At 67.2% G+C, this 23,411-nt stretch carries 24 protein-coding genes; 16 read left to right on the forward strand and 8 right to left on the reverse strand.

Annotation, left to right across the window (positions count from 1 at the left end; genetic code table 11):
- Positions 1-41: 41 nt before the first annotated feature.
- The 5 genes from MELE44368_RS15820 to MELE44368_RS15840 form a co-directional block, all read right to left on the reverse strand.
- On the reverse strand, positions 42-1,031 hold the full coding sequence (locus MELE44368_RS15820; protein WP_128109349.1) for a YihY/virulence factor BrkB family protein: 990 nt from the start codon (positions 1,029-1,031) through the stop codon (positions 42-44).
- 96 nt (positions 1,032-1,127) lie between these two features.
- Entirely contained in the window at positions 1,128-1,529 is a 402-nt protein-coding gene (locus MELE44368_RS15825; RefSeq protein ID WP_128109350.1) for a nitroreductase family deazaflavin-dependent oxidoreductase, read from the reverse strand.
- A gap of 27 nt (positions 1,530-1,556) precedes the next feature.
- The gene (locus MELE44368_RS15830; protein WP_128109351.1) at positions 1,557-2,513 is read right to left on the reverse strand and encodes a quinone oxidoreductase family protein; all 957 of its coding nucleotides are present in this window, start codon (positions 2,511-2,513) and stop codon (positions 1,557-1,559) included.
- Positions 2,510-3,931 carry an FAD-dependent oxidoreductase gene (locus MELE44368_RS15835; RefSeq protein ID WP_128109352.1) on the reverse strand — a complete coding sequence of 474 codons (1,422 nt, stop codon included), beginning with the start codon at positions 3,929-3,931 and terminating at the stop codon, positions 2,510-2,512. The genes MELE44368_RS15830 and MELE44368_RS15835 overlap by 4 nt, the downstream gene beginning before the upstream one ends.
- 9 nt (positions 3,932-3,940) lie before the next feature.
- On the reverse strand, positions 3,941-4,573 hold the full coding sequence (locus tag MELE44368_RS15840; RefSeq protein ID WP_128109353.1) for a TetR/AcrR family transcriptional regulator: 633 nt from the start codon (positions 4,571-4,573) through the stop codon (positions 3,941-3,943).
- 182 nt (positions 4,574-4,755) lie between these two features.
- Here MELE44368_RS15840 and MELE44368_RS15845 point away from each other — a divergent pair, with 182 nt between their 5' ends.
- The 6 genes from MELE44368_RS15845 to MELE44368_RS15870 all read left to right on the forward strand — a co-directional run bounded on the left by MELE44368_RS15845 (position 4,756) and on the right by MELE44368_RS15870 (position 11,041).
- Complete coding sequence (locus MELE44368_RS15845; RefSeq protein ID WP_128109354.1) at positions 4,756-5,508, forward strand: deoxyribonuclease IV; 753 nt, start codon at positions 4,756-4,758, stop codon at positions 5,506-5,508.
- A 72-nt stretch (positions 5,509-5,580) separates the two neighbouring features.
- Positions 5,581-6,828: a phosphatase PAP2 family protein gene (locus MELE44368_RS15850; RefSeq protein ID WP_128109355.1), complete on the forward strand. Its 1,248-nt coding sequence runs from the start codon at positions 5,581-5,583 to the stop codon at positions 6,826-6,828.
- A 50-nt stretch (positions 6,829-6,878) separates the two neighbouring features.
- On the forward strand, positions 6,879-8,507 hold the full coding sequence (locus tag MELE44368_RS15855) for an acyl-CoA dehydrogenase family protein (RefSeq protein ID WP_128109356.1): 1,629 nt from the start codon (positions 6,879-6,881) through the stop codon (positions 8,505-8,507).
- Between the two features lie 100 nt (positions 8,508-8,607).
- Positions 8,608-9,546: a crotonase/enoyl-CoA hydratase family protein gene (locus MELE44368_RS15860; RefSeq protein WP_128109357.1), complete on the forward strand. Its 939-nt coding sequence runs from the start codon at positions 8,608-8,610 to the stop codon at positions 9,544-9,546.
- A gap of 20 nt (positions 9,547-9,566) precedes the next feature.
- A complete protein-coding gene (locus tag MELE44368_RS15865) occupies positions 9,567-10,280 on the forward strand; it encodes a PaaX family transcriptional regulator C-terminal domain-containing protein (RefSeq protein WP_409366130.1) in 714 nt (237 codons plus the stop codon).
- Complete coding sequence (locus MELE44368_RS15870) at positions 10,277-11,041, forward strand: crotonase/enoyl-CoA hydratase family protein (protein WP_128109359.1); 765 nt, start codon at positions 10,277-10,279, stop codon at positions 11,039-11,041. Before MELE44368_RS15865 ends, MELE44368_RS15870 begins: the two co-directional genes overlap by 4 nt.
- Before the next feature lie 88 nt (positions 11,042-11,129).
- Here the strand turns inward: MELE44368_RS15870 and MELE44368_RS15875 are convergent, their stop codons facing one another.
- The gene (locus MELE44368_RS15875; RefSeq protein ID WP_128109360.1) at positions 11,130-11,528 is read right to left on the reverse strand and encodes a DUF3060 domain-containing protein; all 399 of its coding nucleotides are present in this window, start codon (positions 11,526-11,528) and stop codon (positions 11,130-11,132) included.
- Positions 11,525-11,899 (reverse strand): DUF3060 domain-containing protein, encoded by a 375-nt coding sequence (locus MELE44368_RS15880; protein WP_128109361.1) that lies wholly within the window; start codon positions 11,897-11,899, stop codon positions 11,525-11,527. Before MELE44368_RS15880 ends, MELE44368_RS15875 begins: the two co-directional genes overlap by 4 nt.
- Before the next feature lie 88 nt (positions 11,900-11,987).
- On the opposite strand from MELE44368_RS15880, the gene MELE44368_RS15885 reads away from it, so the two are divergent.
- The 8 genes from MELE44368_RS15885 (at position 11,988) to MELE44368_RS15920 (ending at position 19,381) form a co-directional block, all read left to right on the forward strand.
- Complete coding sequence (locus MELE44368_RS15885) at positions 11,988-12,521, forward strand: DUF3558 domain-containing protein (RefSeq protein ID WP_128109362.1); 534 nt, start codon at positions 11,988-11,990, stop codon at positions 12,519-12,521.
- Between the two features lie 92 nt (positions 12,522-12,613).
- Positions 12,614-13,108, forward strand: a complete 495-nt coding sequence (locus tag MELE44368_RS15890; RefSeq protein WP_241566647.1) for a DUF3558 domain-containing protein — start codon at positions 12,614-12,616, stop codon at positions 13,106-13,108.
- A gap of 82 nt (positions 13,109-13,190) precedes the next feature.
- Complete coding sequence (locus tag MELE44368_RS15895) at positions 13,191-13,799, forward strand: TetR/AcrR family transcriptional regulator (protein WP_128109364.1); 609 nt, start codon at positions 13,191-13,193, stop codon at positions 13,797-13,799.
- A 288-nt stretch (positions 13,800-14,087) separates the two neighbouring features.
- Positions 14,088-14,462: a 30S ribosomal protein S12 gene (gene rpsL / locus MELE44368_RS15900; protein ID WP_128109365.1), complete on the forward strand. Its 375-nt coding sequence runs from the start codon at positions 14,088-14,090 to the stop codon at positions 14,460-14,462.
- On the forward strand, positions 14,462-14,932 hold the full coding sequence (gene rpsG / locus MELE44368_RS15905) for a 30S ribosomal protein S7 (protein ID WP_128109366.1): 471 nt from the start codon (positions 14,462-14,464) through the stop codon (positions 14,930-14,932). Before rpsL ends, rpsG begins: the two co-directional genes overlap by 1 nt.
- A 73-nt stretch (positions 14,933-15,005) precedes the next feature.
- Complete coding sequence (gene fusA, locus MELE44368_RS15910; RefSeq protein WP_128109367.1) at positions 15,006-17,111, forward strand: elongation factor G; 2,106 nt, start codon at positions 15,006-15,008, stop codon at positions 17,109-17,111.
- Between the two features lie 85 nt (positions 17,112-17,196).
- The gene (tuf, locus tag MELE44368_RS15915) at positions 17,197-18,387 is read left to right on the forward strand and encodes an elongation factor Tu (protein ID WP_128109368.1); all 1,191 of its coding nucleotides are present in this window, start codon (positions 17,197-17,199) and stop codon (positions 18,385-18,387) included.
- 148 nt (positions 18,388-18,535) lie between these two features.
- Complete coding sequence (locus MELE44368_RS15920; protein WP_046750832.1) at positions 18,536-19,381, forward strand: cutinase family protein; 846 nt, start codon at positions 18,536-18,538, stop codon at positions 19,379-19,381.
- On the opposite strand, the gene MELE44368_RS15925 is transcribed toward MELE44368_RS15920, so the two are convergent.
- On the reverse strand, positions 19,347-20,738 hold the full coding sequence (locus tag MELE44368_RS15925) for an MFS transporter (protein WP_046750831.1): 1,392 nt from the start codon (positions 20,736-20,738) through the stop codon (positions 19,347-19,349). The genes MELE44368_RS15920 and MELE44368_RS15925 overlap by 35 nt on opposite strands.
- A 72-nt stretch (positions 20,739-20,810) precedes the next feature.
- Between MELE44368_RS15925 and MELE44368_RS15930 the strand changes: the two genes are divergently transcribed.
- Positions 20,811-21,638 carry an SHOCT domain-containing protein gene (locus MELE44368_RS15930; RefSeq protein ID WP_128109369.1) on the forward strand — a complete coding sequence of 276 codons (828 nt, stop codon included), beginning with the start codon at positions 20,811-20,813 and terminating at the stop codon, positions 21,636-21,638.
- A gap of 540 nt (positions 21,639-22,178) precedes the next feature.
- Complete coding sequence (locus MELE44368_RS15940) at positions 22,179-23,339, forward strand: arginine deiminase (RefSeq protein ID WP_241566649.1); 1,161 nt, start codon at positions 22,179-22,181, stop codon at positions 23,337-23,339.
- Positions 23,340-23,411: the final 72 nt, after the last annotated feature.

The raw sequence follows: 23,411 nt of genomic DNA on the forward strand, positions 1-23,411 counted from the left end.
CGCGTCTGCTCGCGGGCTAGCGCGCTCGTCGGCTGGCTGTACTAGCGTGCCCGTCGGCGCAGGCGCCAGGGGTGCTTCTCGTGCGGCCACATCTTCTCGATCTCGGCGTTGAACTCCGCGCCGAGCAGCACCGCGAATGCGGTGATGTAGAGCCAGAGGACCACCGCGATCGGCACGGCGAGCTGGCCGTACACCGCGTCGTCGCGCGCGCTGACCGACAGGTACGCCCGCAGCCCCGCCGACGCGATCAGCCAGAGCGCCATCGCCAGCAGCGCCCCGGGGATGTCGCGGCGCCAGGGCGTTCGCCAGGGCACGCCGAAGTGATACAGCGTGACCAGTCCGATCAGGATCAGCAGCGCGATCACCGGCCAGAACAGCAGATCCAGTGCCCGTAATGTGGTGGCCGTCAACGGATCTGGCGTCACCCACGTCACGAGGTCGGGTCCGAACACCAGCGGCGGCAGGATTGCCGCCGCCCCGATGAGCCCTGCGACGGTCAGTGTCAGCGCCAGCAGCCGTCGTCGCCACGCCGGCCTGGGCTCGACGCCGTAGGCGATGGTGATGGTCTCCAGGTACCGGTTCACCGCCCGCGACCCGGTCCACAGGCTGAGTACGATGCCGATCGAGATCACGCTGCCGCGGCTTTGCGCGAGCCCGGCTTCGACGACGCGGCTGTAGGACTGGAAGGTTCGCTCGCTCAGAAACGAGCTGGGCGCCTCGAGCAGCAGGCGATGCAGTTCGGCGCTGCCTTCGGGGCCGAGCGCTTCGGCGATGAACCCGAGCGAGCCGAGGACCGCAATCAGCAGCGACGGCAGCGATATCAACGAGAACAGCGCGACCTCCGCGGCCAGCCCGGGCACGCGGTCGCGAAAGGTGTCGTCGACGGTGCGAACGATCAGCCGGCCCGCCTGTCGTACCGGCCAGGGAGCACGGTTCAGTGTGGACAGCGCACGTCGCCGCAGCGTCGTACCGGCGGAGGCGACGGTATCGAGCCACGACGAGAAGGGCGGCCGGTCGCCTCCAGATGCCACGCTTCGAGGGTAGGCGGCCGCGGCTGCCGAACGTGGGTTACCCGCACGCCCATCGCGCGGATGGCGTTACAGAACCCCACACTCGGCGCGCGTGGGCTAGGTGGCGACCGGCAGCTCCTGCACCACGTCGACGCGCAGGAAGTCCGGCGCCTTGATCACCTTGCGCAGCATGAACCGGATGAACGCCGCCATGTCCGTGGCGTCCTCGTCGTAGAAGACACGCGGCGAGCCGACCTGGTAGCGCCGGCGTCGGCTCTCGATTTCACAGCCGTCGGCGGCGAGCACGTTGCGAACCCAGTCGGCTTGGGAGCCATACGTCAAGGCGATGACGAAGCCGTCTCCACGCCGAAACGCCCACAGCGGCGTCCGGTAGAGGCGCTGGGACTTGCGGCCGCGGTGAATCACGACCGCCCATCCGGGGGCCCACGGCGCGATGAACTTGGTCACCCGGTTGAGCACCTTCTTGTTGGCGCGGGCAACCCATCGTGGTGCAGGCATTGCGAACCTCCTTCGTTGAGAACTGGTTCAGGGCACCAGCACGGTGGCGCCGACGGTGCGACGCTCGGCGATGGCGCGATGGGCCTCCGAGGCGTTCTTGAGCGAAAGCTGTTGTGTCACCGAAATAGTGAGCTGGCCGGAGGCGACGTGCCTGAGAAGGGTTTCGACGCCGGTTATGCGGTCCGGCCGAACGCCGAGCGAGTATCCAATGACCGACAGGTTGTTGGGCATCAGCGCCGTGGTTGCGATGTCGGCGGGCGTACCGCTCGCGGCGCCGAAACTGACCATTCGGCCGAACGGTGCCAGGCAGTCCAGGCTGCGCGACGCCACCGTTCCGCCGACGGAGTCGAGCACGAGGTCCACGCCGCACCCGGCGGCGGCTTCACGGACGCGAAGTGGCCAGTCGTCGCGGGTGTAGTCGACGGCGAAAGCACCGAGTCCCACGATGTGCGCCAGTTTTTCGGGTCTGCTTGCTGTTCCGATCACGACGTCCGCGCCCGATAGTCGCGCCAGCTGCACGCTGAGACCGCCCACACCACCGGCGCCGGCGTGCACGAGAACCGACTCGCCCGCTTGCAGGTTTCCGGCATCCACCAACGTCTGATACGCGGTCAGGCCCTGCACCGGCAACACCGCGGCCACCGAGGAGTCGACACCGTCCGGGATCGCGACGACGGCGGTGTGCGGTGCGACGGCGTACTCCGCATACCCGTCCTCCACCCACGCGATCACCCGCGTGCCCGGAACCGGTTGAGGCACACCAGCGCCGAGATCTGCGACGACGCCGGCGATTTGAAGTCCGAGTCCCGCGGGCAGCGGCAGGTCCTGGCCGAAGGCGCCCTGGCGTTTCATGACGTCGCCGTATGCCACGCCAGCGGCCTCAACCTTCACCAGGACCTGTCCCGCGCGGGGGCTGGGCTGGTCGACGTCGTCGAGGCGCAGGACCTCCGGCCCGCCGATACCGTGCATCCGGATCGCTTTCATACCAATTTCCTTTGCCCGAAAGTCGTTTCGAAGTAGACAGCCGCGGCGTCTGAATCCAGGGCCGCGATGTAGCCGTCGGGCCGGACCAGGGTCAGCCCGGTGCCGTTTTCGACGTGACGCACGTCGACCAGATCCGGGTGGCACGACGCCTCGGCACGGTTCACCAGCAGGGTGTACTTCGTCGGGTGGAGCAGCCCGGTGTCGGGGAACCGGTCACCGACGGCGAGCCGGTCGTCGTTGGTGCCGCCGGTGCCGTCACGGTAGGAGACGTCAAGCTGTGTCAACGCGCGCCTCAACACCCGCTGGATGCCCGGTCGCGGGGTGATGTGCGGGGCGATGTGACGCCGCGCCACTGTCGCAATCGGGTTGCGCAACAGCGTCATCCGAGTCGCGCGGCGCGTCCCCTTGACCAGCCTGTGCGCGACGGGCGCGCGCTCACCGGCGTAGGAATCCAGAAGACGCGGGTCTGCGTGCCCGTTGACCACCGCGGCGAGTTTCCAACCGAGGTTGAACGCGTCCTGGATGCCGGTGTTCATGCCCTGTCCGCCCACCACGGAGTGCACGTGTGCCGCGTCGCCCGCGAGGAACACCCGACCGACGGAGTGGCGGGCGACTTTGCGTTGGTGAATCTGGAAGCGTCCGGCGTAGTGGACTTTTGCGATGCGCGCCCCTGGGGGTGCGGCGCGGTCGACGGCGACTTGCAACTCGTCGTAGGTGACGTCGCCGGTGGGGGTCTGGCCCGGTCGGTAGGCGATGGTGAGCCGATGCAGCCCACCCGGCATCGGGAAGTAGGCGACGAAGGTGCCCCGGTTGAGGAACGCGTGAAATACGTTGTGCGGCAATGACCAGTCCATCTCCACATCGGCGACCGCGAAGTTCTCTTCGAACGCTGCGCCGACGAACGGCACCCCCAACTGATGCCGGACCGTGCTGTGCGCCCCGTCGCAACCAATCAGCCACGACGTCCACGCGTGTTCTACGCTGCCGTCGCCGTGTCGCAGTTGCACCTCGACCGCATCGGATTCCTGTCTCAGCGTGACCAATTCAACGGGGCGCTCCACCGTGACGCCGAGGCTCTCGAGGCTGGCTTTCAGCAGTGCTTCGACCCGCGGCTGCTGCAGCATCAGCAGATAGGGGTATGGACTGTCCAAACCGCGTAAGTCGAGGTGCAGGAACTGCTTTCCCTCGCTGAACACCTTGAAGTCGGTGACTCCAACGCCCTCGGCGGCTGCGGCGTCGGCGATGCCGAGACGTTCGAAGAGCTCGAGTGTCCGGGGTTGCACGCCAAGGGCTCTGGTCTCGGCGGTGGGTGCGGGCGCGGCGTCGATGACGCGCACGTCGACCCCGCGGCGTGCCAGTTCGACGGCCATCGTCAGGCCGGTCGGGCCGGCGCCGACCACCAGTGCATCGGAATTCATGTGTCCTCCTTACGGGTTCGGCTTCGGCGCGGTGATGGCCGCGAGGAACAGGTCGACGTGCTCATCGACGTCGATGGGCGGTACGGGGGATTCGTTCTCGCTGGGCGCGACCAATAGCAGGTTGAGCAGGGTGTGCAAGACCAACGGGCCCAGGAACATTCGCGCCGCGGTCGTCACGTCGACGTCGCCGACGAGACCGGCCTGCTTGCCGGCGGCGAGAAGTTGACCGGTGCGTTGAAATGCGCGTTGGGGCACCGAACGCCGGAAGATCTCGCCGACGTGGGGGAGCCGCGGTGTTTCGGCGACGACGATGCGCACCAGCTCGATGTAGTCGCGCTGAATGAGCTGGCCGCCGAGCTCGTGCGCAAGCGACCGGAATGCCTGCCGGAGGTCCGCGAGGGTTTTCGGGGCGGGAACGTCGGCGTCGTCGTCGCTGTCACCCAGGGCGATGAGATGTTCCAGCACGTCGGCGAGCACGGCGTCCTTGTTGGGGAAGCGGGAGTACAAGGTCTCCTTGGATACGCCGGCCTCTTTGGCCAGCGCCGCGGTGCTCACACCCGCGAAGCCGTGACGCAGGAACAAGGTGTGCGCGGCCCGGCGGATCTGCTGGACCTTGACGTCGTCGTGCGCGTTTGCCGCCATCTCGCCCCTCTCAACGAGCCGAACCGAACGGTACGGTTCGACAATAGGGCGCGAGTGGGCCGGGCGCAATATCAAGGGCGCCGAGTGTGGGGTCGTGTCACGCGAACCTCGACGATCGCGTGCGGGTAACCCACGTTCGCGACCCTCGGCGGGTTGTCGGACGGCTTGCCTAGACTGGCGTCGTGCTCATCGGTTCGCACGTGCGCTCAGACGATCCCCTGGCCGCCGCAGGGGCTGACGGCGCCGACGTCGTGCAGTTCTTCCTGGGTAACCCGCAGAGCTGGAAGAAACCCAAGCCACGCGAGGACTCCGAGGTGCTCAAGGCGTCGGGCATACCGCTCTACGTCCACGCGCCGTACCTCATCAACGTCGCGTCGGCCAACAACCGGGTGCGGATCCCGTCGCGCAAGATCCTGCAGGACACCTGCGACGCGGCCGCGGAGATCAACGCGACGGCGGTCATCGTGCACGGGGGCCACGCCGACGACAAGGACTGGGAGGCCGGCTTCGAGCGCTGGGTCAAGGCGCTGGACTACCTCGAGACCGACGTGCCCGTCTACCTGGAGAACACCGCGGGCGGTGACCACGCGATGGCCCGCCATTTCGACACCATCGCCCGGCTGTGGGAACACATCGGCGACAAGGGCATCGGCTTCTGCCTGGACACCTGCCACGCCTGGGCGGCCGGCGAAGCGCTGATCGACGCCGTCGACCGGATCAAGGCCATCACCGGCCGCATCGACCTCGTGCACTGCAACGACTCGCGTGATGCCGCCGGATCCGGCGCCGACCGGCACGCGAACTTCGGCACCGGCCAGATCGACCCGCAGTTGCTGGTCGCCGTGGTCGAGGCCGCCGGCGCCCCCGTCATCTGCGAAACGGCCGACGAAGGCCGCAAGGATGACATCGCCTTCCTGCGCGAACACGTCGGCTAGCGGCTGATTACGAATTGCTAACCGAACCGCAGTCGAACACGCGATACGGTCCGGTGAACTAGATTCAACGGAGTGTCTGCGGTTGACGAGGCGTCAGTCGCGTCGCAGCATGCCCTCGAGGCGCAACAGACGCGTGAACGCCGACTCAGGTACGTGCGCCGGCTCGCGGTCGCGATCTGGGCCGTCGTCATCGTGTATCGAACCGCGACAGACGGTTTCGCATTCAACCGGGAACTGTTGCTGCTCTACATCTCCACCGGGCTGCTGGCCGCGAGCATCGGTCAGGCCCGTCGGATGCTCTACGTCATCCGCGACTGGCTGCCGTTCGCGTTGGTCCTCGTCGCCTATGACCTGAGCAGGGGAGCGGCCGATCTGGTCGGGCGCCCGACGCTGTGGCACTGGCAGATCGACGCGGACCGATGGCTGTTCTTCGGCACCGTACCGACGGTATGGCTGCAGGAGCGGCTCAAACTCCCGCATCCGCCCTGGTGGGAGATCTTCATCAGCTCGGTCTACATGTCGTTCTTCATCCTGCCGTACGCGATCGCGGCGGTGCTGTGGCTGCGCAACCGCGACGAGTGGAAGTCGTTCGTGCGGTTGTTCGTCGGCCTGTCCTTCGCGGCGCTGGTCATCTACGCGCTGCTGCCCGCCGCTCCGCCCTGGGCGGCCGCGCGCTGCACCGCCGCCGACGTCGAGGGCGGCCCGGCCGGACCCCGGTGCATGTTCAGATCCGCGCGCGACGCGCCCGACGGCGGCTTGCTCGGCGCGCTGCAGACCACTCAGGACGGCGCCAACGCGTGGATCGAGCGCATCGTCGGGCGCGGCTGGGGCAAGCTCAACCTGCACTCGGCCAGCGCGCTGATCGACCAGGGCCAGGCCAGCGTCAACCTGGTGGCGGCGATCCCGTCGCTGCATGCCGGGCTGTCCCTGGCGCTGGCGATGTTCCTGTGGAACCGGGTGCAACGACGCTGGCGCCCGGTGCTGGTCACCTATGTGTTGGTGATGGCGTTCACCCTGGTGTACACCGCCGAGCACTACGTCGTCGACATCCTGTTGGGCTGGGTGCTGGCCCTCGTCGTCGTCACCGGCCTCAACCGGTTCGAGGCGCGACGATCCGCCGGCGCTGTCGGCCTCCGGTGGCGGTTGGCCGCCCGTAAGGCCCGGGAGCCCGACGTGGCGCCGGTGCCGCTCGAACCTGAAGCGCGGCTCGATCCCGGCGGGACGCGCGACGCCGAAGGGCCGCCTCCCGCCGAGCCCGAGACCGACGGGTTCGACGACACCCCCGAGCTCGACGCGGACGCCTGCGGCCGGCCGGCCTAACCGCTGTTACGTGCATTGTGCGGTTGTCGAAAAAGTGTAATAGTGGCGCTATGCCAGACACGCACGTCGTCACCAACCAGGTCCCGCCCCTGGAGAACTACAACCCCGCCACCTCGCCGGTGCTCACCGAGGCGCTGATCCGCGAAGGCGGCGAATGGGGCCTCGAGGAGGTCACCGAGCTCGGTGCGCTCGCGGGTTCGCGGCAGGCGCAGCGCTGGGGTGAGCTCGCCGACCGCAACCGGCCCATCCTGCACACCCACGACCGCTACGGGCATCGCATCGACGAGGTCGAGTACGACCCCGCCTATCACGAGCTCATGAAGGTCGCCGTCGGCCATGGCCTGCACGCGGCGCCGTGGGCCGACGACCGGCCCGGCTCGCACGTCGTGCGCGCCGCCAAGACGTCGGTGTGGACGCCCGAACCCGGCCACATCTGCCCGATCTCGATGACGTACGCCGTCGTGCCGGCACTGCGTCACAATCCCGAACTCGCCGCGGTCTACGAACCGCTGCTGGCCAGTCGTGAATACGACCCCGAACTCAAGGTGCCCGCCACCAAGGTCGGCATCACCGCGGGCATGTCGATGACGGAGAAGCAGGGCGGCTCCGACGTGCGCGTCGGCACCACCCAGGCCACCCCCAACGGCTTCGGCAGCTACAGCCTGACCGGGCACAAGTGGTTCACGTCCGCGCCGATGAGCGACATCTTCCTCGTGCTCGCGCAGGCGCCCGGCGGGCTCAGCTGCTTCCTGCTGCCCCGCGTGCTGCCCGACGGCAGCCGCAACCGGATGTACCTGCAGCGGCTCAAGGACAAGCTCGGCAACCACGCGAACGCGTCCAGCGAGGTCGAATACGACGGCGCGATCGCCTGGTTGGTCGGCGAGGAGGGCAACGGCGTGAAGACCATCATCGAGATGGTCAACCTCACCCGGCTGGACTGCACCCTGGGCAGCGCGACCAGCATGCGCAACGGTTTGGCCCGCGCGATCCACCATGCCCAGCATCGAAAAGCGTTCGGCGAGTACCTGATCGATCAGCCGCTGATGCGTAACGTGCTGGCCGATTTGGCCGTCGAGGCCGAAGCCGCGACGATCGTCGCGATGCGCATGGCCGGCGCCACCGACGCCGCCGTGCGCGGCGACGAACGCGAGACGCTGCTGCGCCGAATCGGGCTTGCCGCCAGCAAGTACTGGGTGTGCAAGCGCGCCACCCCCCATGCCGCCGAGGCGATGGAATGTCTGGGCGGCAACGGCTACGTCGAGGACTCCGGCATGCCGCGGCTGTACCGCGAAGCGCCGCTGATGGGCATCTGGGAAGGCTCCGGGAACGTCAGCGCGTTGGATACGTTGCGCGCCATGGTGACTCGCCCGGAGTGCGTCGACGTGCTGTTCGACGAACTCGGCACGACGGCGGGCGCCGACCCGCGGCTGGACCAGCACGTGCAGGCGCTGCGTCCGGCGCTGGGTGACGGCGAGACGATCCAGTACCGGGCGCGCAAGGTCGCCGAGGACATCTGCCTGGCGCTGCAGGGGTCGCTGCTGGTGCGCCACGGCCACCCCGCGGTCGCCGAGGCGTTCCTCGCGACGCGCATGGGCGGCGCGTGGGGCGGTGCGTTCGGAACCCTGCCCACCGGACTGGATCTCGGGCCGATCCTCGAGCGGGCACTGGTCAAGGGATGACCTCTCTATTCCGTCTATTGCGCGAGCAGACGCGAAAACCCCCTAAAAAGGGTGAAATGAGGGGTTTTCACGTCTGCTCGCCGAAGAGGTGGGGCTGCTCATGACGCACGCGATCAGACCCGTCGACTTCGACAACCTGAAGACGATGACCTACGAGGTGACAGGCCGGGTTGCCCGCATCACGTTCAACAGGCCCGAGAAGGGCAACGCGATCGTCGCGGACACGCCACTGGAACTATCGGCGCTCGTCGAACGGGCCGACCTCGACCCCAACGTGCACGTCATCCTGGTTTCCGGTCGGGGCGAAGGCTTTTGCGCGGGCTTCGACCTGTCGGCCTACGCGGAGGGGTCGTCGTCGGCGGGCGGCGGCAGCCCGTATCGCGACACCGTGCTGTCCGGTAAGACCCAGGCGATCAACCACCTGCCCGATCGGCCGTGGGACCCGATGATCGACTACCAGATGATGAGCCGGTTCGTGCGCGGGTTCGCCAGCCTCATGCACGCCGACAAGCCGACGGTGGTCAAGATCCACGGCTATTGCGTGGCCGGCGGCACCGACATCGCGTTGCACGCGGATCAGGTGATCGCCGCCGCCGACGCCAAGATCGGCTATCCGCCCACCCGGGTGTGGGGCATCCCGGCGGCCGGGATGTGGGCACATCGTCTCGGTGATCAGCGCGCGAAACGACTGCTGCTGACCGGGGATTCGATCACCGGGGCGCAGGCGGCCGAATGGGGTCTGGCGGTGGAGGCGCCGCCTCCCGACGAGCTCGACGAACGCACCGAACGGCTGGTCGAGCGGATCGCCGCCGTCCCGGTCAACCAGCTCATCATGGTCAAGCTGGCGATGAACTCCGCGCTGTACGCGCAGGGCACCGCGAACAGCGCCATGATCTCGACGGTGTTCGACGGCATCGCCCGCCACACCCCGGAAGGGCACGCGTTCGTCGCGCAGTCGCGTGAACACGGCTTCCGTGAGGCGGTCCGGCAGCGCGACGAGCCGTTCGGCGATCACGGCCGGACGGCGTCGGGCGTCTAGCGATGCCGAGGCTCTCGCGGATGACGGCGCGCTCGGTGGTGCTGAGCGTGTTGCTCGGCGCGCATCCCGCGTGCGCCACCGCAAGCGAACTCGTCAGGCTCACAGCCGATTTCGGGCTCAAGGAGTCGGCGGTCCGGGTGGCATTGACCAGGATGGTCAGCGCGGGAGACCTGGTGCGGGACCGGGACGGCTACCGGCTGTCGGACCGGCTACTGGCCCGTCAGCGCCGCCAGGACGACGCGCTCAACCCGCGTCTGCGCGAGTGGAACGGTGACTGGACCATGCTGGTGATCACCAGCGTCGGCACCGACGCCCGCACCCGATCCGGGCTGCGGACGGCGTTGCAGCAGAACAGGTTCGCCGAACTGCGCGAAGGTGTGTGGCTGCGTCCGGACAACCTCGACATGGTCTCGCCCGCCGACGTGCTGACCCACGTCCGGGTGATGCGCGCCCGCGACGACGACCCGGTCGGTCTCGCCGCCCAACTGTGGGATCTGTCGGAATGGGCGGCGACGGGCCGTGAACTGCTGGACGAAATCGACTCGGCGCCAGATATTCCCGGTCGGTTCGTCGCGGCGGCCGGTATCGTGCGTCACCTGCTCACCGATCCCGTACTGCCCGCCGAGTTGCTGCCCGACGACTGGCCCGGTGCGGCGCTGCGCGAGGTGTACACGACCTTCGCCGCGGAGCTGAGTTCGCGGCGCGAACCCGAACAACTGATGGAGGCGACATGACCGGTGGAGTGCGGGTCGAGCGGGACGGCGCGGTGACGACGGTAATCATGAACCGCCCGGAGGCGCGCAACGCCGTCAACGGTCCCGCCGCCGCGGAGCTGTACGAGGCGTTCGACGCGTTCGACAAGGACGACTCGGCGGCCGTGGCCGTGTTGTGGGGCGACAACGGAACATTCTGCGCGGGAGCCGATCTCAAGGCGTTCGGCACCCCAGACGCCAACCCCGTGCACCGCACCGGCCCGGGTCCGATGGGGCCGAGCCGGATGGTGCTGTCCAAACCGGTGATCGCGGCGGTCAGCGGGTACGCGGTCGCGGGTGGGCTCGAGCTGGCGCTGTGGTGCGACCTGCGCGTGGTCGAGGAGGACGCGGTCATGGGCGTGTTCTGCCGCCGGTGGGGAGTGCCGCTGATCGACGGCGGCACCGTGCGGCTACCGCGGCTGATCGGCCACAGCCGCGCGATGGATCTGATCCTCACCGGCCGTGCCGTGGACGCGTCGGAGGCGTTGGCGATGGGGCTGGCCAATCAGGTTGTCCCCAAAGGTGAATCCCGCCAGCGGGCAGAAGAACTCGCGGCCGAACTGGCGAAGCTGCCGCAGCAGTGCATGCGCGCCGACCGGATGTCCGCGCTGACCCAGTGGGGCATGCCGGAGGCCGAGGCGATGGACTTCGAGTTCGGCAGCCTGTCGCGCGTCGCCGCGGAGTCTCTGGAAGGCGCCGCGCGTTTCGCGGCTGGTGCCGGACGCCACGGCGCCAGCGCTTGACCGCTGTCCGTCGGGTGCGCGAGCGTGCGCAAAGTTGGGCTGGAGCACGGCGTGTCGCCCTCTGACACGCACGCTCGCGGGGCAGGGCTTACGACTTGTTGATGCGGTTGTCGCGGCCCGTGTCGTTGATCTTGGGGTCGCCGTCGGTGTAAGTGACGGTGTTGTTCAGCCCGACGACGCTGAGCTCCTTCTCGATCCGCTCGAACGTGACCTTGTTGTCGGCGCCGCCGATGTTGACGTTCGCGCACGTGCCCTTGACGGTCAGCGTGTTGTTCGACCCGCCGATGTTGAGCGATTTCCCGTCGGCGCAATCGATGTCGGCGGTGGTGCCGAACGAGCCGTAGTTGATCGTGTTGCCGATCTCGACCTGAGCACCCGACGTGCCCGCGGTGGCGGTGGGGGTGTTGGTGTCGTCGCTCTCCGAGCCGCAGCCCGCGAGGACGACGGCCGCGACGGCTGCTGTGACGGCGAGGAAACGGATGCTCATGCGACTAGCCGATCGACGTGGTTGGTCATTCCCAGTTCTCGTCCGCGGTCCCACACCACCGGGGCGCCGTTCTTGTAGAGCACGGTCTGATCCCAGCCGTAGACCGTCACGTCGTTGACGATGTTGTCGGCCACGACGAAGTTCGAGCTGCCCTGCACGGTGACCGCCCAGCAGCTGCCCAGCGCGGTGATCCGGTTGTTGGCGCCGTTGACGAACAACGTGGCGTTCTGGCAGTCGATGGTCTTGGTGACGCCCAACCCCGTCACGTGGGTGTCGCCGAACTCCGCGGTCGCCGCGGGCGGCCCGACGGCCAGCGCAGGCACGGTCAGCAGCGTCGCCGCCAGCGTCCTGGCCACAACAGTCGACATCATGGGAGCTAAGACTACGTGGCGGGCCGAAGCGACGACGACGGTTCGCACGAGTCGCCAGGGGCCACGACGCTGGGTAGCGTGAGATGCAATGCGATGGCGTGTCAATCAGGTTGCTGTCGTAGCGGTCACGGCGGCTATGACCGTTGCGGGCTGTTCTCAGATCGTTAGCGGGACCGCGCAGCGGGCCCAGCCCGGCGTACCCGATCCCGACCGCAGCTACGGTTACGACCAGGACCGCTGCGGGCTGCTCGCCGACGACGCCGTGCAGAAGACCATGGCCGCTGACCACATCGTGCGGCCCTACAGCGGCGCCGTCTGCCAGTACGTGCTGATGCGCGGCGACGGGCCGGTCGACGTCACCTTCTCCTGGTTCGAGAGCGGCAGCCTGGACCGCGAACGCGCGCTGGCCCACGACCGCGGCGCCACGATCACCGACACCGTCGTCGAACGACACCAGGCGTTTCTCGCCCGGCGCGACGTCACCGGCGCGGCGTGTTCGGCCACCGCCGCGGCCGGCACCGGGGTGCTGAGCTGGTGGGTCCAGCTGCGCGACCCCGCCGGCGGCGACCCGTGCGTCGACGCCAAGAAGCTGCTTGCGGCGACCCTGCAGGCGGAAATGTGACCATGCCGTCTCTCACGAGCAGACGCGAAAACCCCCAAAAAAGCCCATTTCAGGGGGAGTTCGCGTCTGCTCGCCGGAAGATTCTCTCGGCGGTGGCCGCGGTGGCGGTCCTGCTGGCCGGTTGCGCGACCGAGCCGCCGTCGGCGCCGACGCACGCGGCGCCCGGATCCGAATCCGGCTTCGAAAGCGTCGACTGCAACGGGGTCACCGACGCCGACATCGCCGAGGCCGCCGGCCCGGCGATGTTCACCAAGACGGTCGTCAGCAACACCGGCTGCTTCTGGCAGGAGAACTCGGCGTTCGGCACGATCGGCGCCGGCATGGGCATCTCGACGTGGTGGTACCGCGGCAGCGACATGGACACCGAGCGGTCGCTGGAGCAGCAGACCGGGCGCACCCTCAAGGAACTGTCGGTCGACGGCAACAAGGGCTTCAAGGCGTACGACGGCAACGCGTGCAGCATCTATGTGGCCAAGGGCGAGGACGTCATCACCTGGTCGATCCAGACGATGAACCCGGCCATGCTGCCCGATCTGTGTTCGATCACCGAACAACTCGCGCAACTCAGCCAGAAGCGCGTGAACTGACGTCCCGCGACCAGGTAAAACTAGAGGTGTTAATTTTGCGCTGCCCCGTCTGCGGGGTTCCGCGTCGATCGAGGAGAAGCGCATGGCAGCTCAGCCGGAGTCGCAGTCTCCACCTGCCCGCAGCGCGGGACGACGACCTGCGAGGCTGAGCCGCGACTCCATCGTCAACGCCGCCCTGACCTTTCTGGACCGGGAGGGCTGGGACGCGCTGACCATCAACGCCTTGGCCAACCAACTCGGCACCAAGGGCCCGTCGCTGTACAACCACGTGCACAGCCTCGACGACCTGCGGCGCACGGTGCGGATGCGGGTGGTCGGCGACATCATCGAGATGCTCAACACCGCCGGGCAGGGGCGCACCCGCGACGACGCGGTGATGGTGATGGCCAGCGTCTACCGCAGCTACGCCCACCACCATCCCGGCCGGTACTCGGCGTTCACCCGGATGCCGCTCGGCGGCGACGACCCCGAGTTCAGCGCGGCCACCCGGGAGGCCGCCGCACCCGTGATCAACGTGCTGGCGTCCTACGGGCTGGACGGCGAGGACGCGTTCTACGCGGCGCTGGAGTTCTGGTCGGCGATGCACGGCTTCGTGCTGCTGGAAATGACCGGGGCGATGGAGGGCATCGACACCGACGCGGTGTTCACCGACATGGTGATGCGGTTGGCTGCCGGTATGGAGCGTCGCTGAGCTATGGTCTGACCTGCGGGAAGGCCCTGCCCGACGAGTTTGGTTCGGCGCGGGCTGCCCTGGTATTGTGGACGATCGTGCCTGGCAGATAAGGCGCGTGCGGCGGAGCCAAATTCCGTAGCAGCCTGATGCTGGGCGAATTCGCGCGTCGCCAGCCCTGAGAATTCGGCAATGCCTTCGGATTGTCAGGCGGGCGTGCGCGACACACCCGATCGCGGGGTACGTGAACGGGACATAACTGCAGTACAGAGACTTAGACAACAGCAGAGAAACACAGAAAGCCGGTAGATGCCAACCATCCAGCAGCTGGTCCGCAAAGGGCGCCGTGACAAGCCGGGCAAGGTGCGGGTCGCCGCCCTCAAGGGCAGCCCGCAGCGCCGCGGCGTGTGCACCCGCGTGTACACCACCACCCCGAAGAAGCCGAACTCGGCGCTTCGCAAGGTCGCACGCGTGAAGCTGACCAGCCAGGTCGAGGTCACCGCCTACATCCCGGGCGAGGGCCACAACCTGCAGGAACACTCCATGGTGCTGGTGCGCGGCGGTCGTGTGAAGGACCTGCCGGGTGTGCGCTACAAGATCATCCGCGGCTCGCTCGACACCCAGGGTGTGAAGAACCGCAAGCAGGCACGCAGTCGCTACGGCGCCAAGAAGGAGAAGAGCTGATGCCGCGGAAGGGACCCGCGCCCAAGCGTCCGTTGGTGAACGACCCGGTCTACGGGTCGCAGCTGGTCACCCAACTGGTGAACAAAGTTCTCGTGCGCGGGAAGAAATCGCTGGCCGAGCGCATTGTTTATGGTGCGCTCGAACAAGCCAGGGACAAGACCGGCACCGATCCGGTGATCACCCTCAAGCGCGCCCTCGACAACGTCAAACCGTCCCTCGAGGTCCGCAGCCGCCGCGTCGGTGGTGCGACCTACCAGGTTCCCGTCGAGGTGCGTCCGGACCGGTCCACCACTTTGGCCCTGCGCTGGCTGGTGAGCTTCTCGCGGCAGCGCCGGGAGAAGACCATGGTCGAGCGTCTGGCGAACGAGATCCTCGACGCCAGCAACGGTCTCGGCGCCTCCGTCAAGCGGCGTGAGGACACCCACAAGATGGCCGAGGCGAACCGCGCCTTCGCGCACTACCGCTGGTGATCGAACCCTCGGCGGTGCGGCCGGCGGGGTACTGACAGCAAGCAAAGCGAACTAAGCGAAAGAGAAGACTTCTGTGGCACAGAAGGACGTGCTGACCGACCTCAACAAGGTCCGCAATATCGGCATCATGGCGCACATCGATGCCGGTAAGACCACGACCACCGAGCGCATCCTGTACTACACCGGTGTCAACTACAAGATCGGTGAGACGCACGATGGCGCGTCGACCACCGACTGGATGGAGCAGGAGCAGGAGCGCGGCATCACGATCACGTCTGCCGCGGTGACCTGCTTCTGGAACGACCACCAGATCAACATCATCGACACCCCCGGCCACGTCGACTTCACCGTCGAGGTGGAGCGCAGCCTGCGCGTGCTCGACGGCGCCGTCGCGGTGTTCGACGGCAAGGAAGGCGTGGAGCCGCAGTCCGAGCAGGTGTGGCGCCAGGCCGACAAGTACGACGTGCCGCGCATCTGCTTCGTCAACAAGATGGACAAGATCGGCGCGGACTTCTACTTCACCGTGCAGACCATCAAGGACCGGCTGGGTGCCAAGCCGCTGGTGATCCAGCTGCCGATCGGCGCCGAGGCCGACTTCGAGGGCATCGTCGACCTGGTCGAGATGAACGCCAAGATCTGGCGCGGGGAGACCAAGCTCGGCGAGACGTATGAGACCGTCGACATCCCGGCCGAGCTGGCCGAGAAGGCCGAGCAGTACCGTAACGAGCTGCTCGAGGCCGTCGCCGAGACCGACGAGGAGCTGCTCGAGAAGTACCTCGGCGGCGAGGAGCTGACCGTCGCCGAGATCAAAGCCGCCATCCGCAAGTTGACGGTGGCCAGCGAGGTCTATCCGGTGCTGTGCGGCAGCGCGTTCAAGAACAAGGGCGTGCAGCCGATGCTCGACGCCGTCATCGACTATCTGCCGTCGCCGCTGGACGTCGAGTCCGTGCGCGGCCACGTGCCCGGCAAGGAGGACGAAGAGATCCTCCGCAAGCCGTCGGTGGACGAGCCGTTCTCGGCGCTGGCGTTCAAGATCGCGGTGCACCCGTTCTTCGGCAAGCTGACCTACGTGCGGGTGTACTCCGGCACGGTCGAGTCCGGATCCCAGGTGATCAACGCCACCAAGGGCAAGAAGGAGCGGATCGGCAAGCTGTTCCAGATGCACGCCAACAAGGAGAACCCGGTTGACCGGGCCTCCGCTGGGCATATCTATGCGGTGATCGGCCTGAAGGACACCACCACCGGCGACACCCTGTGCGATCCGAACGAGCAGATCGTGCTGGAGTCGATGACGTTCCCGGATCCGGTGATCGAGGTGGCCATCGAGCCCAAGACCAAGAGCGATCAGGAGAAGCTCGGCATGGCGATCCAGAAGCTCGCCGAAGAGGACCCGACCTTCAAGGTGCACCTGGATCAGGAGACCGGCCAGACCGTCATCGGCGGCATGGGCGAGTTGCACCTCGACATCCTGGTCGACCGGATGAAGCGCGAATTCAAGGTCGAGGCCAACGTCGGCAAGCCGCAGGTGGCCTACCGCGAGACGATCAAGCGCAAGGTCGAGAACGTCGAGTACACCCACAAGAAGCAGACGGGTGGCTCGGGTCAGTTCGCGAAGGTCATCATCACCGTCGAGCCGTTCGTCGGTGAGGACGGGGCGACCTACGAGTTCGAGAACAAGGTCACCGGCGGCCGCATCCCGCGGGAGTACATCCCGTCGGTGGACGCCGGCGCCCAGGACGCCATGCAGTACGGCGTGCTGGCCGGCTATCCGCTGGTGAACTTGAAGGTCACCCTGCTCGACGGCGCCTACCACGAGGTGGACTCGTCGGAGATGGCGTTCAAGATTGCAGGTTCACAGGCGCTGAAGAAAGCCGCACAGGCTGCTCAGCCGGTGATCCTCGAGCCGATCATGGCGGTCGAAGTGACCACACCCGAGGAATACATGGGTGACGTGATCGGTGACCTGAACTCCCGCCGTGGTCAGATCCAGGCCATGGAGGAGCGGAGCGGCGCTCGCGTCGTCAAGGCGCTGGTGCCGTTGTCGGAGATGTTCGGTTATGTCGGAGACCTTCGGTCGAAGACCCAGGGCCGGGCGAACTACTCCATGGTGTTCGATTCGTATGCCGAGGTTCCGGCGAACGTGTCGAAGGAGATCATCGCGAAGGCGACAGGTCAGTAATTTCTGACCTGCCGACTTGGCGGGACCGCATAACTGTAAAGATCACTGCTTACCAAGCACCAACACAGTCCAGGAGGACACCACAGTGGCGAAGGCGAAGTTCGAGCGGACGAAGCCGCACGTCAACATCGGGACCATCGGTCACGTTGACCACGGCAAGACCACGCTCACCGCAGCAATCACCAAGGTTCTGCACGACAAGTGGCCCGATTTGAACGAGTCGCGCGCGTTCGACCAGATCGACAATGCGCCTGAGGAGCGGCAGCGCGGTATCACGATCAACATCTCCCACGTGGAGTACCAGACCGAGAAGCGCCACTACGCGCACGTCGACGCGCCGGGTCACGCCGACTACATCAAGAACATGATCACCGGCGCCGCCCAGATGGACGGCGCGATCCTGGTGGTCGCCGCGACCGACGGCCCGATGCCGCAGACCCGCGAGCACGTGCTGCTGGCCCGCCAGGTCGGCGTCCCCTACATCCTGGTGGCGCTGAACAAGGCCGACGCGGTCGACGACGAGGAGCTCATCGAGCTCGTCGAGATGGAGGTCCGCGAGCTGCTGGCCGCCCAGGACTTCGACGAGGACGCCCCGGTCATCCGTGTGTCGGCGCTCAAGGCGCTCGAGGGCGACCCGAAGTGGGTCAAGTCCATCGAGGAGCTGATGGATGCGGTCGACGAGTCGATCCCGGACCCGGTCCGCGAGACCGACAAGCCGTTCCTGATGCCCGTCGAGGACGTCTTCACGATCACCGGCCGCGGCACCGTGGTCACCGGTCGTGTCGAGCGCGGTGTGATCAACGTGAACGAGGAAGTCGAGATCGTCGGCATCCGCCCGGAGACCACCAAGACCACGGTCACCGGCGTCGAGATGTTCCGCAAGCTGCTCGACCAGGGTCAGGCCGGTGACAACGTCGGCCTGCTGCTGCGCGGCATCAAGCGTGAGGACGTCGAGCGCGGTCAGGTTGTGACCAAGCCCGGCACCACCACGCCGCACACCGAGTTCGAGGGCCAGGTCTACATCCTGTCCAAGGACGAGGGTGGCCGGCACACGCCGTTCTTCAACAACTACCGTCCGCAGTTCTACTTCCGCACCACCGACGTGACCGGTGTGGTGACACTGCCGGAGGGCACCGAGATGGTGATGCCCGGTGACAACACCGACATCTCCGTCAAGCTGATCCAGCCCGTCGCCATGGACGAGGGTCTGCGGTTCGCCATCCGCGAGGGTGGTCGTACCGTCGGCGCCGGCCGGGTCACGAAGATCATCAAGTAGGTTCGCCTGCGCGAAACGGCGCTCACCTTTCGGGTGGGCGCCGTTTTCGTATCTTGAGTTTCGCGAGCGTGCAGGCGTAACGCGTGGGACCGCCGAACCGATTAACCACCCGAATGTCCCGTTCGGGGGATGGAAGGGTTGGGGTTAGGTGTTCCGCCGTATCACCACGCTCGTCGGCGCCGCCGCGGTCGCGAGCGCAGCTGTCGTTGGACTGTCCGCAGGCGTCGCACCCGCCGATCCCGGGTGCCCCGACGTGCACTGGTTCGGCGCCGCGGGCTCCGGCCAGCGCGACGGGCACATGAGCGCCAACGCGGGCATGGGCGACGACATCTACCAGTCCTACCTCGATCTGCAGCGGCTGGTGCAGCGTGACGGGCGCACGATGACGGCCGAGGCCGTCGTATACCCCGCCATCGCCGTGCCCGACGAGGACGCCGGCGTCGGTGACTGGCTCGGCTTCATGGACAGCGTCGACGTCGGCGCCGAGGCACTCGACGCGCAGTACGCGGCCTTCACCCAGCGTTGCCCCGGCACCAAGGTCGTGCTCGCGGGTTACTCACAGGGCGCGATGGTGGTGCACCGCAACCTGCACACCCTCGGCGCCAACCCGAATGTGGCGGCCGCGTTGCTCATCGCCGACGGTGACCGCCTGCCCGCCGACCCCACGCTCAACATCGGTTCCGTCACATCGGTTCCCGGCGCCGGAAAGGGCGTCGCGCAGGACTGGCCCATCCTCGCTGGTGCTCCCGCGCCGCTGCCTCCCGCCATCGGCAGCCGCACCATCAGCGTGTGCGAACTCGGCGACGCGGTCTGCGACTACGACCCCGACGCCGACGAGGTGTCGAAGGTCTCGATGGTGATCCACACCAGCTACACCACCTCCGCAGGCGGATACCGGTGGACGCAGCCGCTGTACGAGCTTCTCGGCCCCGCGCCCAGCCCGTCGCAGGCCCAACCGGTCACGCCGCTGGCCGCGACGACGCAGACTCCGTAGCGGTCCGACGGGCAGACAGCAGGACCGCTGATCCGGCCGGCAGCAGCAACATCGCCAGCACGACGAGGATGACGTCGACGGCACCCGCCGTCGTCATTCCACTGCGCTGCAGCATCTCCAGTACGGTCGCCGAGACCGCGACGCCGACGCCGCCGATCGTCACCATCGCGGTCAGCGTCACGCCGGCGGCCTCGCCGGCCCGCTCGGGGCGAACCGCCGCCTGAGTCGCCACCGTGGTGAACGCGTACACCAGGCCGAGCGTGAAACCGCACGCCGTGAGCGCAGGCAGGTAGAGCAGCCAACCATCGGAAACGGCCAACGTGGCCAGGCACAGCGCGGCGATCACGGTCGTCGCACCCATGACCGCAACGGGCGGGCGGGTGGCGCCCAGCCTGCCCGACAACACCCCGCCGAGCGCCGCGCCTGCCGACGGGCCGAGAAACACCAGCCCGGCGGTCAGCGGGTCGAGGCCGCGCGCCTGCTGCAGGTAGAGCGTGGACAGAAAGATCGTCACGGCGTACGCGATGTTCGAAATGGTCCCCGCGACCACGAGAATCACGAACTTCGGGTTTCTGGCCAGCGACAGGTCGACCAGGGGCCAGCGGATTCTGTTCTCCGCGACAACGAACCCGGCCATTGCCGCCAGGGCGCCGGCGAACAACAGCAGCGTGGACCCCGAGAGCCATCCCCAACTCGGCGCGCGGTCAAACGTCAACGTGAACAATCCGATTGCGGCCGTGATCAGAGCCAGGCCGGTGATGTCGAGACGTCGGGGCACCGTGTGGTCGTGCGACTCGGCGATGCTCCACGCGCCGATCACGAGGCAGGCGAGGACAAGTGGAAGGTTCAGCCAGAAGATCCACCGCCAGCCGACGGTGTCGGTGAGCAGGCCGCCGATCAGCGGGCCGCCGGCGTTTCCCAAAGCCGCTATGCCGTAAGCCAATCCGATGGCAGGGCCGGCCTTCGCCGCGGGAAAAGCGTTGGTCAGCACGCTGATCGAGACCGGGAAGATCAGCGCCGCACCCAGACCCTGTATGGCGCGAAAGACGATGAGCACGGTCACCGTCGGCGCCAGCGCGCATGCGGCCGATGCCAAGCCGAACAGCGCCACCCCGGCCAACAACGCCCGACGGCGCCCGTAGATGTCGCCGATCCGGCCTGCGGGCACCATGAACGCCCCCAGCGTCAGCATGTACACGCTGATGATCCACTGCAGGTCGGTCGCGGTGCTGCCGAACTCGGCCGCCATCCGCGGGAGCGCGAGGTTCATCGCGAAGTAGTCGATCTGCACGCAGAACAGAGCGATCGAGACGGCGGCCAAGGTCCAGCGCGCCTGAGAGGGTCCGGTCGACGTCACCGATCGACGATACGGCTCACATCCGCTCGAATGGCGATAATCTAGGCATCCCTGCGACGACGGGAGCCGGCCATGTCCACATTCTGGCGTTACCTCCGAATCCAGGCGTTCGTCCTGCTGTGCGGCATCGTCGGGCCGATCTTCCTGGTCGTCTACTTCGCGATGGGCGCCGACCCGATGCTGCAGTGGATGTTCTGGATCGGCCTGCTCATCACCGCCCTCGATGTGCTGATCGCCCTGGGGATCACGGCGGCCGGGGCGACCGCGAAGGCCAAGACCGCCGCGCTCGAGCAGGCCGGCGTGTTGGCGCTCGCGCAAGTCGTCGGCATCCACGAGACCGGCACCCGCATCAACGAACAGCCGCTGGTCAAGCTGGATCTGCAGATTTCGGGGCCGGGCATCGCTCCCTTCGCCAGCCAGGATCGGGTGCTCGCCTCGGTTTCCCGGTTGCCGATGATCACCAGCCGCAAGCTGGTCGCGATCGTGGACCCGATGACCAACGAGTATCAAATCGATTGGGAACGAAGCAGTTTGGTCAGCGGCATGATGCCCGCCAACTTCACCATGGCCGACGACAACACGACCTACGACCTCAGCGGGCAAGTCGAACCGCTGATGGAGATCCTGCAGATACTCAAGGCTCACAACATCGCTCTGAACAACATGATCGATCTGCGCTCCAATCCTGTTGCACGTCAACAGGTTCAGGATGTGGTGCGGCGTACCGTGGCCAAGCCGGCACCGGCGCAACAGGCCGCGCCCGCCCCGGGCCCCGTGCTGACCCCGCCGGAACCGTCAACCGCGCAACGCCTGCAGGAGCTCGAGACGTTACGCGCCACCGGCGCGATCACCGAAGACGAATACACCGCCAAGCGACAGCAAATTCTGGCTGATCTGTAAATTCGTTCAGCGCAGCGCTTGTCGAGCTGATGACGTCCCGCCGTGCCGTGTCACGGCAGTCAGGGCGCGCGGTGATGACGGATCCGCTGGAGAACCGGCAGGTTCGCGCTCCGTCGCTGAGCGACGCGCTCATCCCGCTCATCGCTCTCGCGGTCCTCATCGGCGGCGCGATCGCGTTGTTCGGCATCGACGCCCTCGACGGCCCAGTCCAGGTGGCGCTCGTATTGTGTTGCGCGGTCGCGGCACTCATCGCGCTGAAGAACGGGCACCCCTGGACTCAGGTTCAAGAAGCCGGTCAGGGCGCGCTGTCGTCCATCACCAGCGCGTTGTTCATCCTGCTGGCCGTCGGCGCGTTGATCGGCACCTGGAATCTGTCCGGAACCATCCCGACGCTCGTCTACTACGGGATCCAGGTGCTCTCGCCGGGTTACTTCTACGTCGCCACCGCGGTCATCTGCGGGCGTCGCGCTGCTGGAGCATTTCGGTCTGATCGACCGGCTGGTGCGGCCGCTGATCGACGCCGCGAAGTCGACGGGACGGTTGTACCTGTCGGTTTTCCTCAGCGGCATCGGACTCAACATCGTCGACGTGCTCTGGGTGCAGAACGCCCGCCGGGACCACTTCGACTTCATCGACAAGATGCGCGACCGCGACGTCGAGGTGGTCGAACTGCACGACGTGCTGACCGAGACGATGAGTGACCCCGAGGCGAAGGCGTGGCTGCTGGACCGCAAGATCGTGGCCAACGAGGTGGGGCTGGGACTCATCAACGAGACCCGCAGCTACCTCGACTCGCTGCAGCCGCGGCGGCTGGCCGAGCTGCTCATCGGCGGGATGTCCACCCGCGACCTGCCCAAGGACATGCAGTCCGGCTACCGCGCGCTGGCACGCGAAAGCACCGGCGTCGCAGAGTATCTGATGCCGCCGCTGCCGAACACCCTCTACACCCGCGACACCACCTGCTGGATCTACGGTGGGCTGACGCTCAACCCGTTGTACTGGCCCGCGCGTCACGACGAGACTTTGTTGATGAAGGCAATCTACCTGTTCCATCCCGACTTCGTCGGATCGCAGATCTTGTGGGGTGATCCCGGACAGGCTTGGGGCTCAGCCACATTCGAGGGCAGCGACGTGCTGGTTCCCGGGCAGGGCGTGGTGATCATCGGCATGAGCGAACGCACGTCGCGCCAGGCCATCACCCAGGTGGCCGCCCAGCTGTTCGCCGAAGGCGCTGCGACACAGGTGATCGTGGCGGGTATGCCCAAGCTGCGGTCGGCGATGCACCTGGACACGATCTTCACCTTCGCCGACCGCGACGTGGTGACCATCTATCCCGAGATCGTCGACAACATGCAGACGTTCACCCTCTATCCCAGCGATAGGGAACCCGGTGTGGAGGTGGTGGAGGCGACCAAGCCGTTCCTGGAGGTGGTGGCCGCCGCGCTCGGGCTCAGCGAGCTGCGGGTGGTGGAGACCGGCGGCACGGCCTACGACTCCGAGCGTCAACAGTGGGACAGCGGCAACAACCTCGTCGCCGTCGAACCGGGTGTGGTGTTCGCCTACGACCGCAACACCCACACCAACACGCTGCTGCGCCGCGCCGGCGTCGAGGTGATCACGATCGTGGGGGCCGAGCTCGGCCGTGGCCGCGGCGGCGGGCACTGCATGACGTGCCCGATCGCCCGCGACCCCCTGGACTAGTGGGGGTCTGGCAGGGACTAGAACACGTTTCAGTTCGGCTGTTAGCCTGGTCCGCAGCATCCCGAAAGGAGC

It is taken from the genome of Mycolicibacterium elephantis DSM 44368 (assembly GCF_004014805.1).
GTDB classification, from domain to species: domain Bacteria; phylum Actinomycetota; class Actinomycetes; order Mycobacteriales; family Mycobacteriaceae; genus Mycobacterium; species Mycobacterium elephantis.

Coding starts and splice junctions, on each gene's coding strand:
- MELE44368_RS15930 (WP_128109369.1), top strand. CDS start 20,811: ATGTCCACATTCTGGCGTTACCTCCGAATCCAGGCGTTCGTCCTGCTG.
- MELE44368_RS15880 (WP_128109361.1), bottom strand. CDS start 11,899: ATGATGTCGACTGTTGTGGCCAGGACGCTGGCGGCGACGCTGCTGACC.
- MELE44368_RS15885 (WP_128109362.1), top strand. CDS start 11,988: ATGCGATGGCGTGTCAATCAGGTTGCTGTCGTAGCGGTCACGGCGGCT.
- rpsL (WP_128109365.1), top strand. CDS start 14,088: ATGCCAACCATCCAGCAGCTGGTCCGCAAAGGGCGCCGTGACAAGCCG.
- MELE44368_RS15875 (WP_128109360.1), bottom strand. CDS start 11,528: ATGAGCATCCGTTTCCTCGCCGTCACAGCAGCCGTCGCGGCCGTCGTC.
- MELE44368_RS15855 (WP_128109356.1), top strand. CDS start 6,879: ATGCCAGACACGCACGTCGTCACCAACCAGGTCCCGCCCCTGGAGAAC.
- MELE44368_RS15865 (WP_409366130.1), top strand. CDS start 9,567: ATGACGGCGCGCTCGGTGGTGCTGAGCGTGTTGCTCGGCGCGCATCCC.
- MELE44368_RS15835 (WP_128109352.1), bottom strand. CDS start 3,931: ATGAATTCCGATGCACTGGTGGTCGGCGCCGGCCCGACCGGCCTGACG.
- MELE44368_RS15840 (WP_128109353.1), bottom strand. CDS start 4,573: ATGGCGGCAAACGCGCACGACGACGTCAAGGTCCAGCAGATCCGCCGG.
- MELE44368_RS15830 (WP_128109351.1), bottom strand. CDS start 2,513: ATGAAAGCGATCCGGATGCACGGTATCGGCGGGCCGGAGGTCCTGCGC.
- MELE44368_RS15870 (WP_128109359.1), top strand. CDS start 10,277: ATGACCGGTGGAGTGCGGGTCGAGCGGGACGGCGCGGTGACGACGGTA.
- MELE44368_RS15860 (WP_128109357.1), top strand. CDS start 8,608: ATGACGCACGCGATCAGACCCGTCGACTTCGACAACCTGAAGACGATG.
- rpsG (WP_128109366.1), top strand. CDS start 14,462: ATGCCGCGGAAGGGACCCGCGCCCAAGCGTCCGTTGGTGAACGACCCG.
- MELE44368_RS15895 (WP_128109364.1), top strand. CDS start 13,191: ATGGCAGCTCAGCCGGAGTCGCAGTCTCCACCTGCCCGCAGCGCGGGA.
- MELE44368_RS15825 (WP_128109350.1), bottom strand. CDS start 1,529: ATGCCTGCACCACGATGGGTTGCCCGCGCCAACAAGAAGGTGCTCAAC.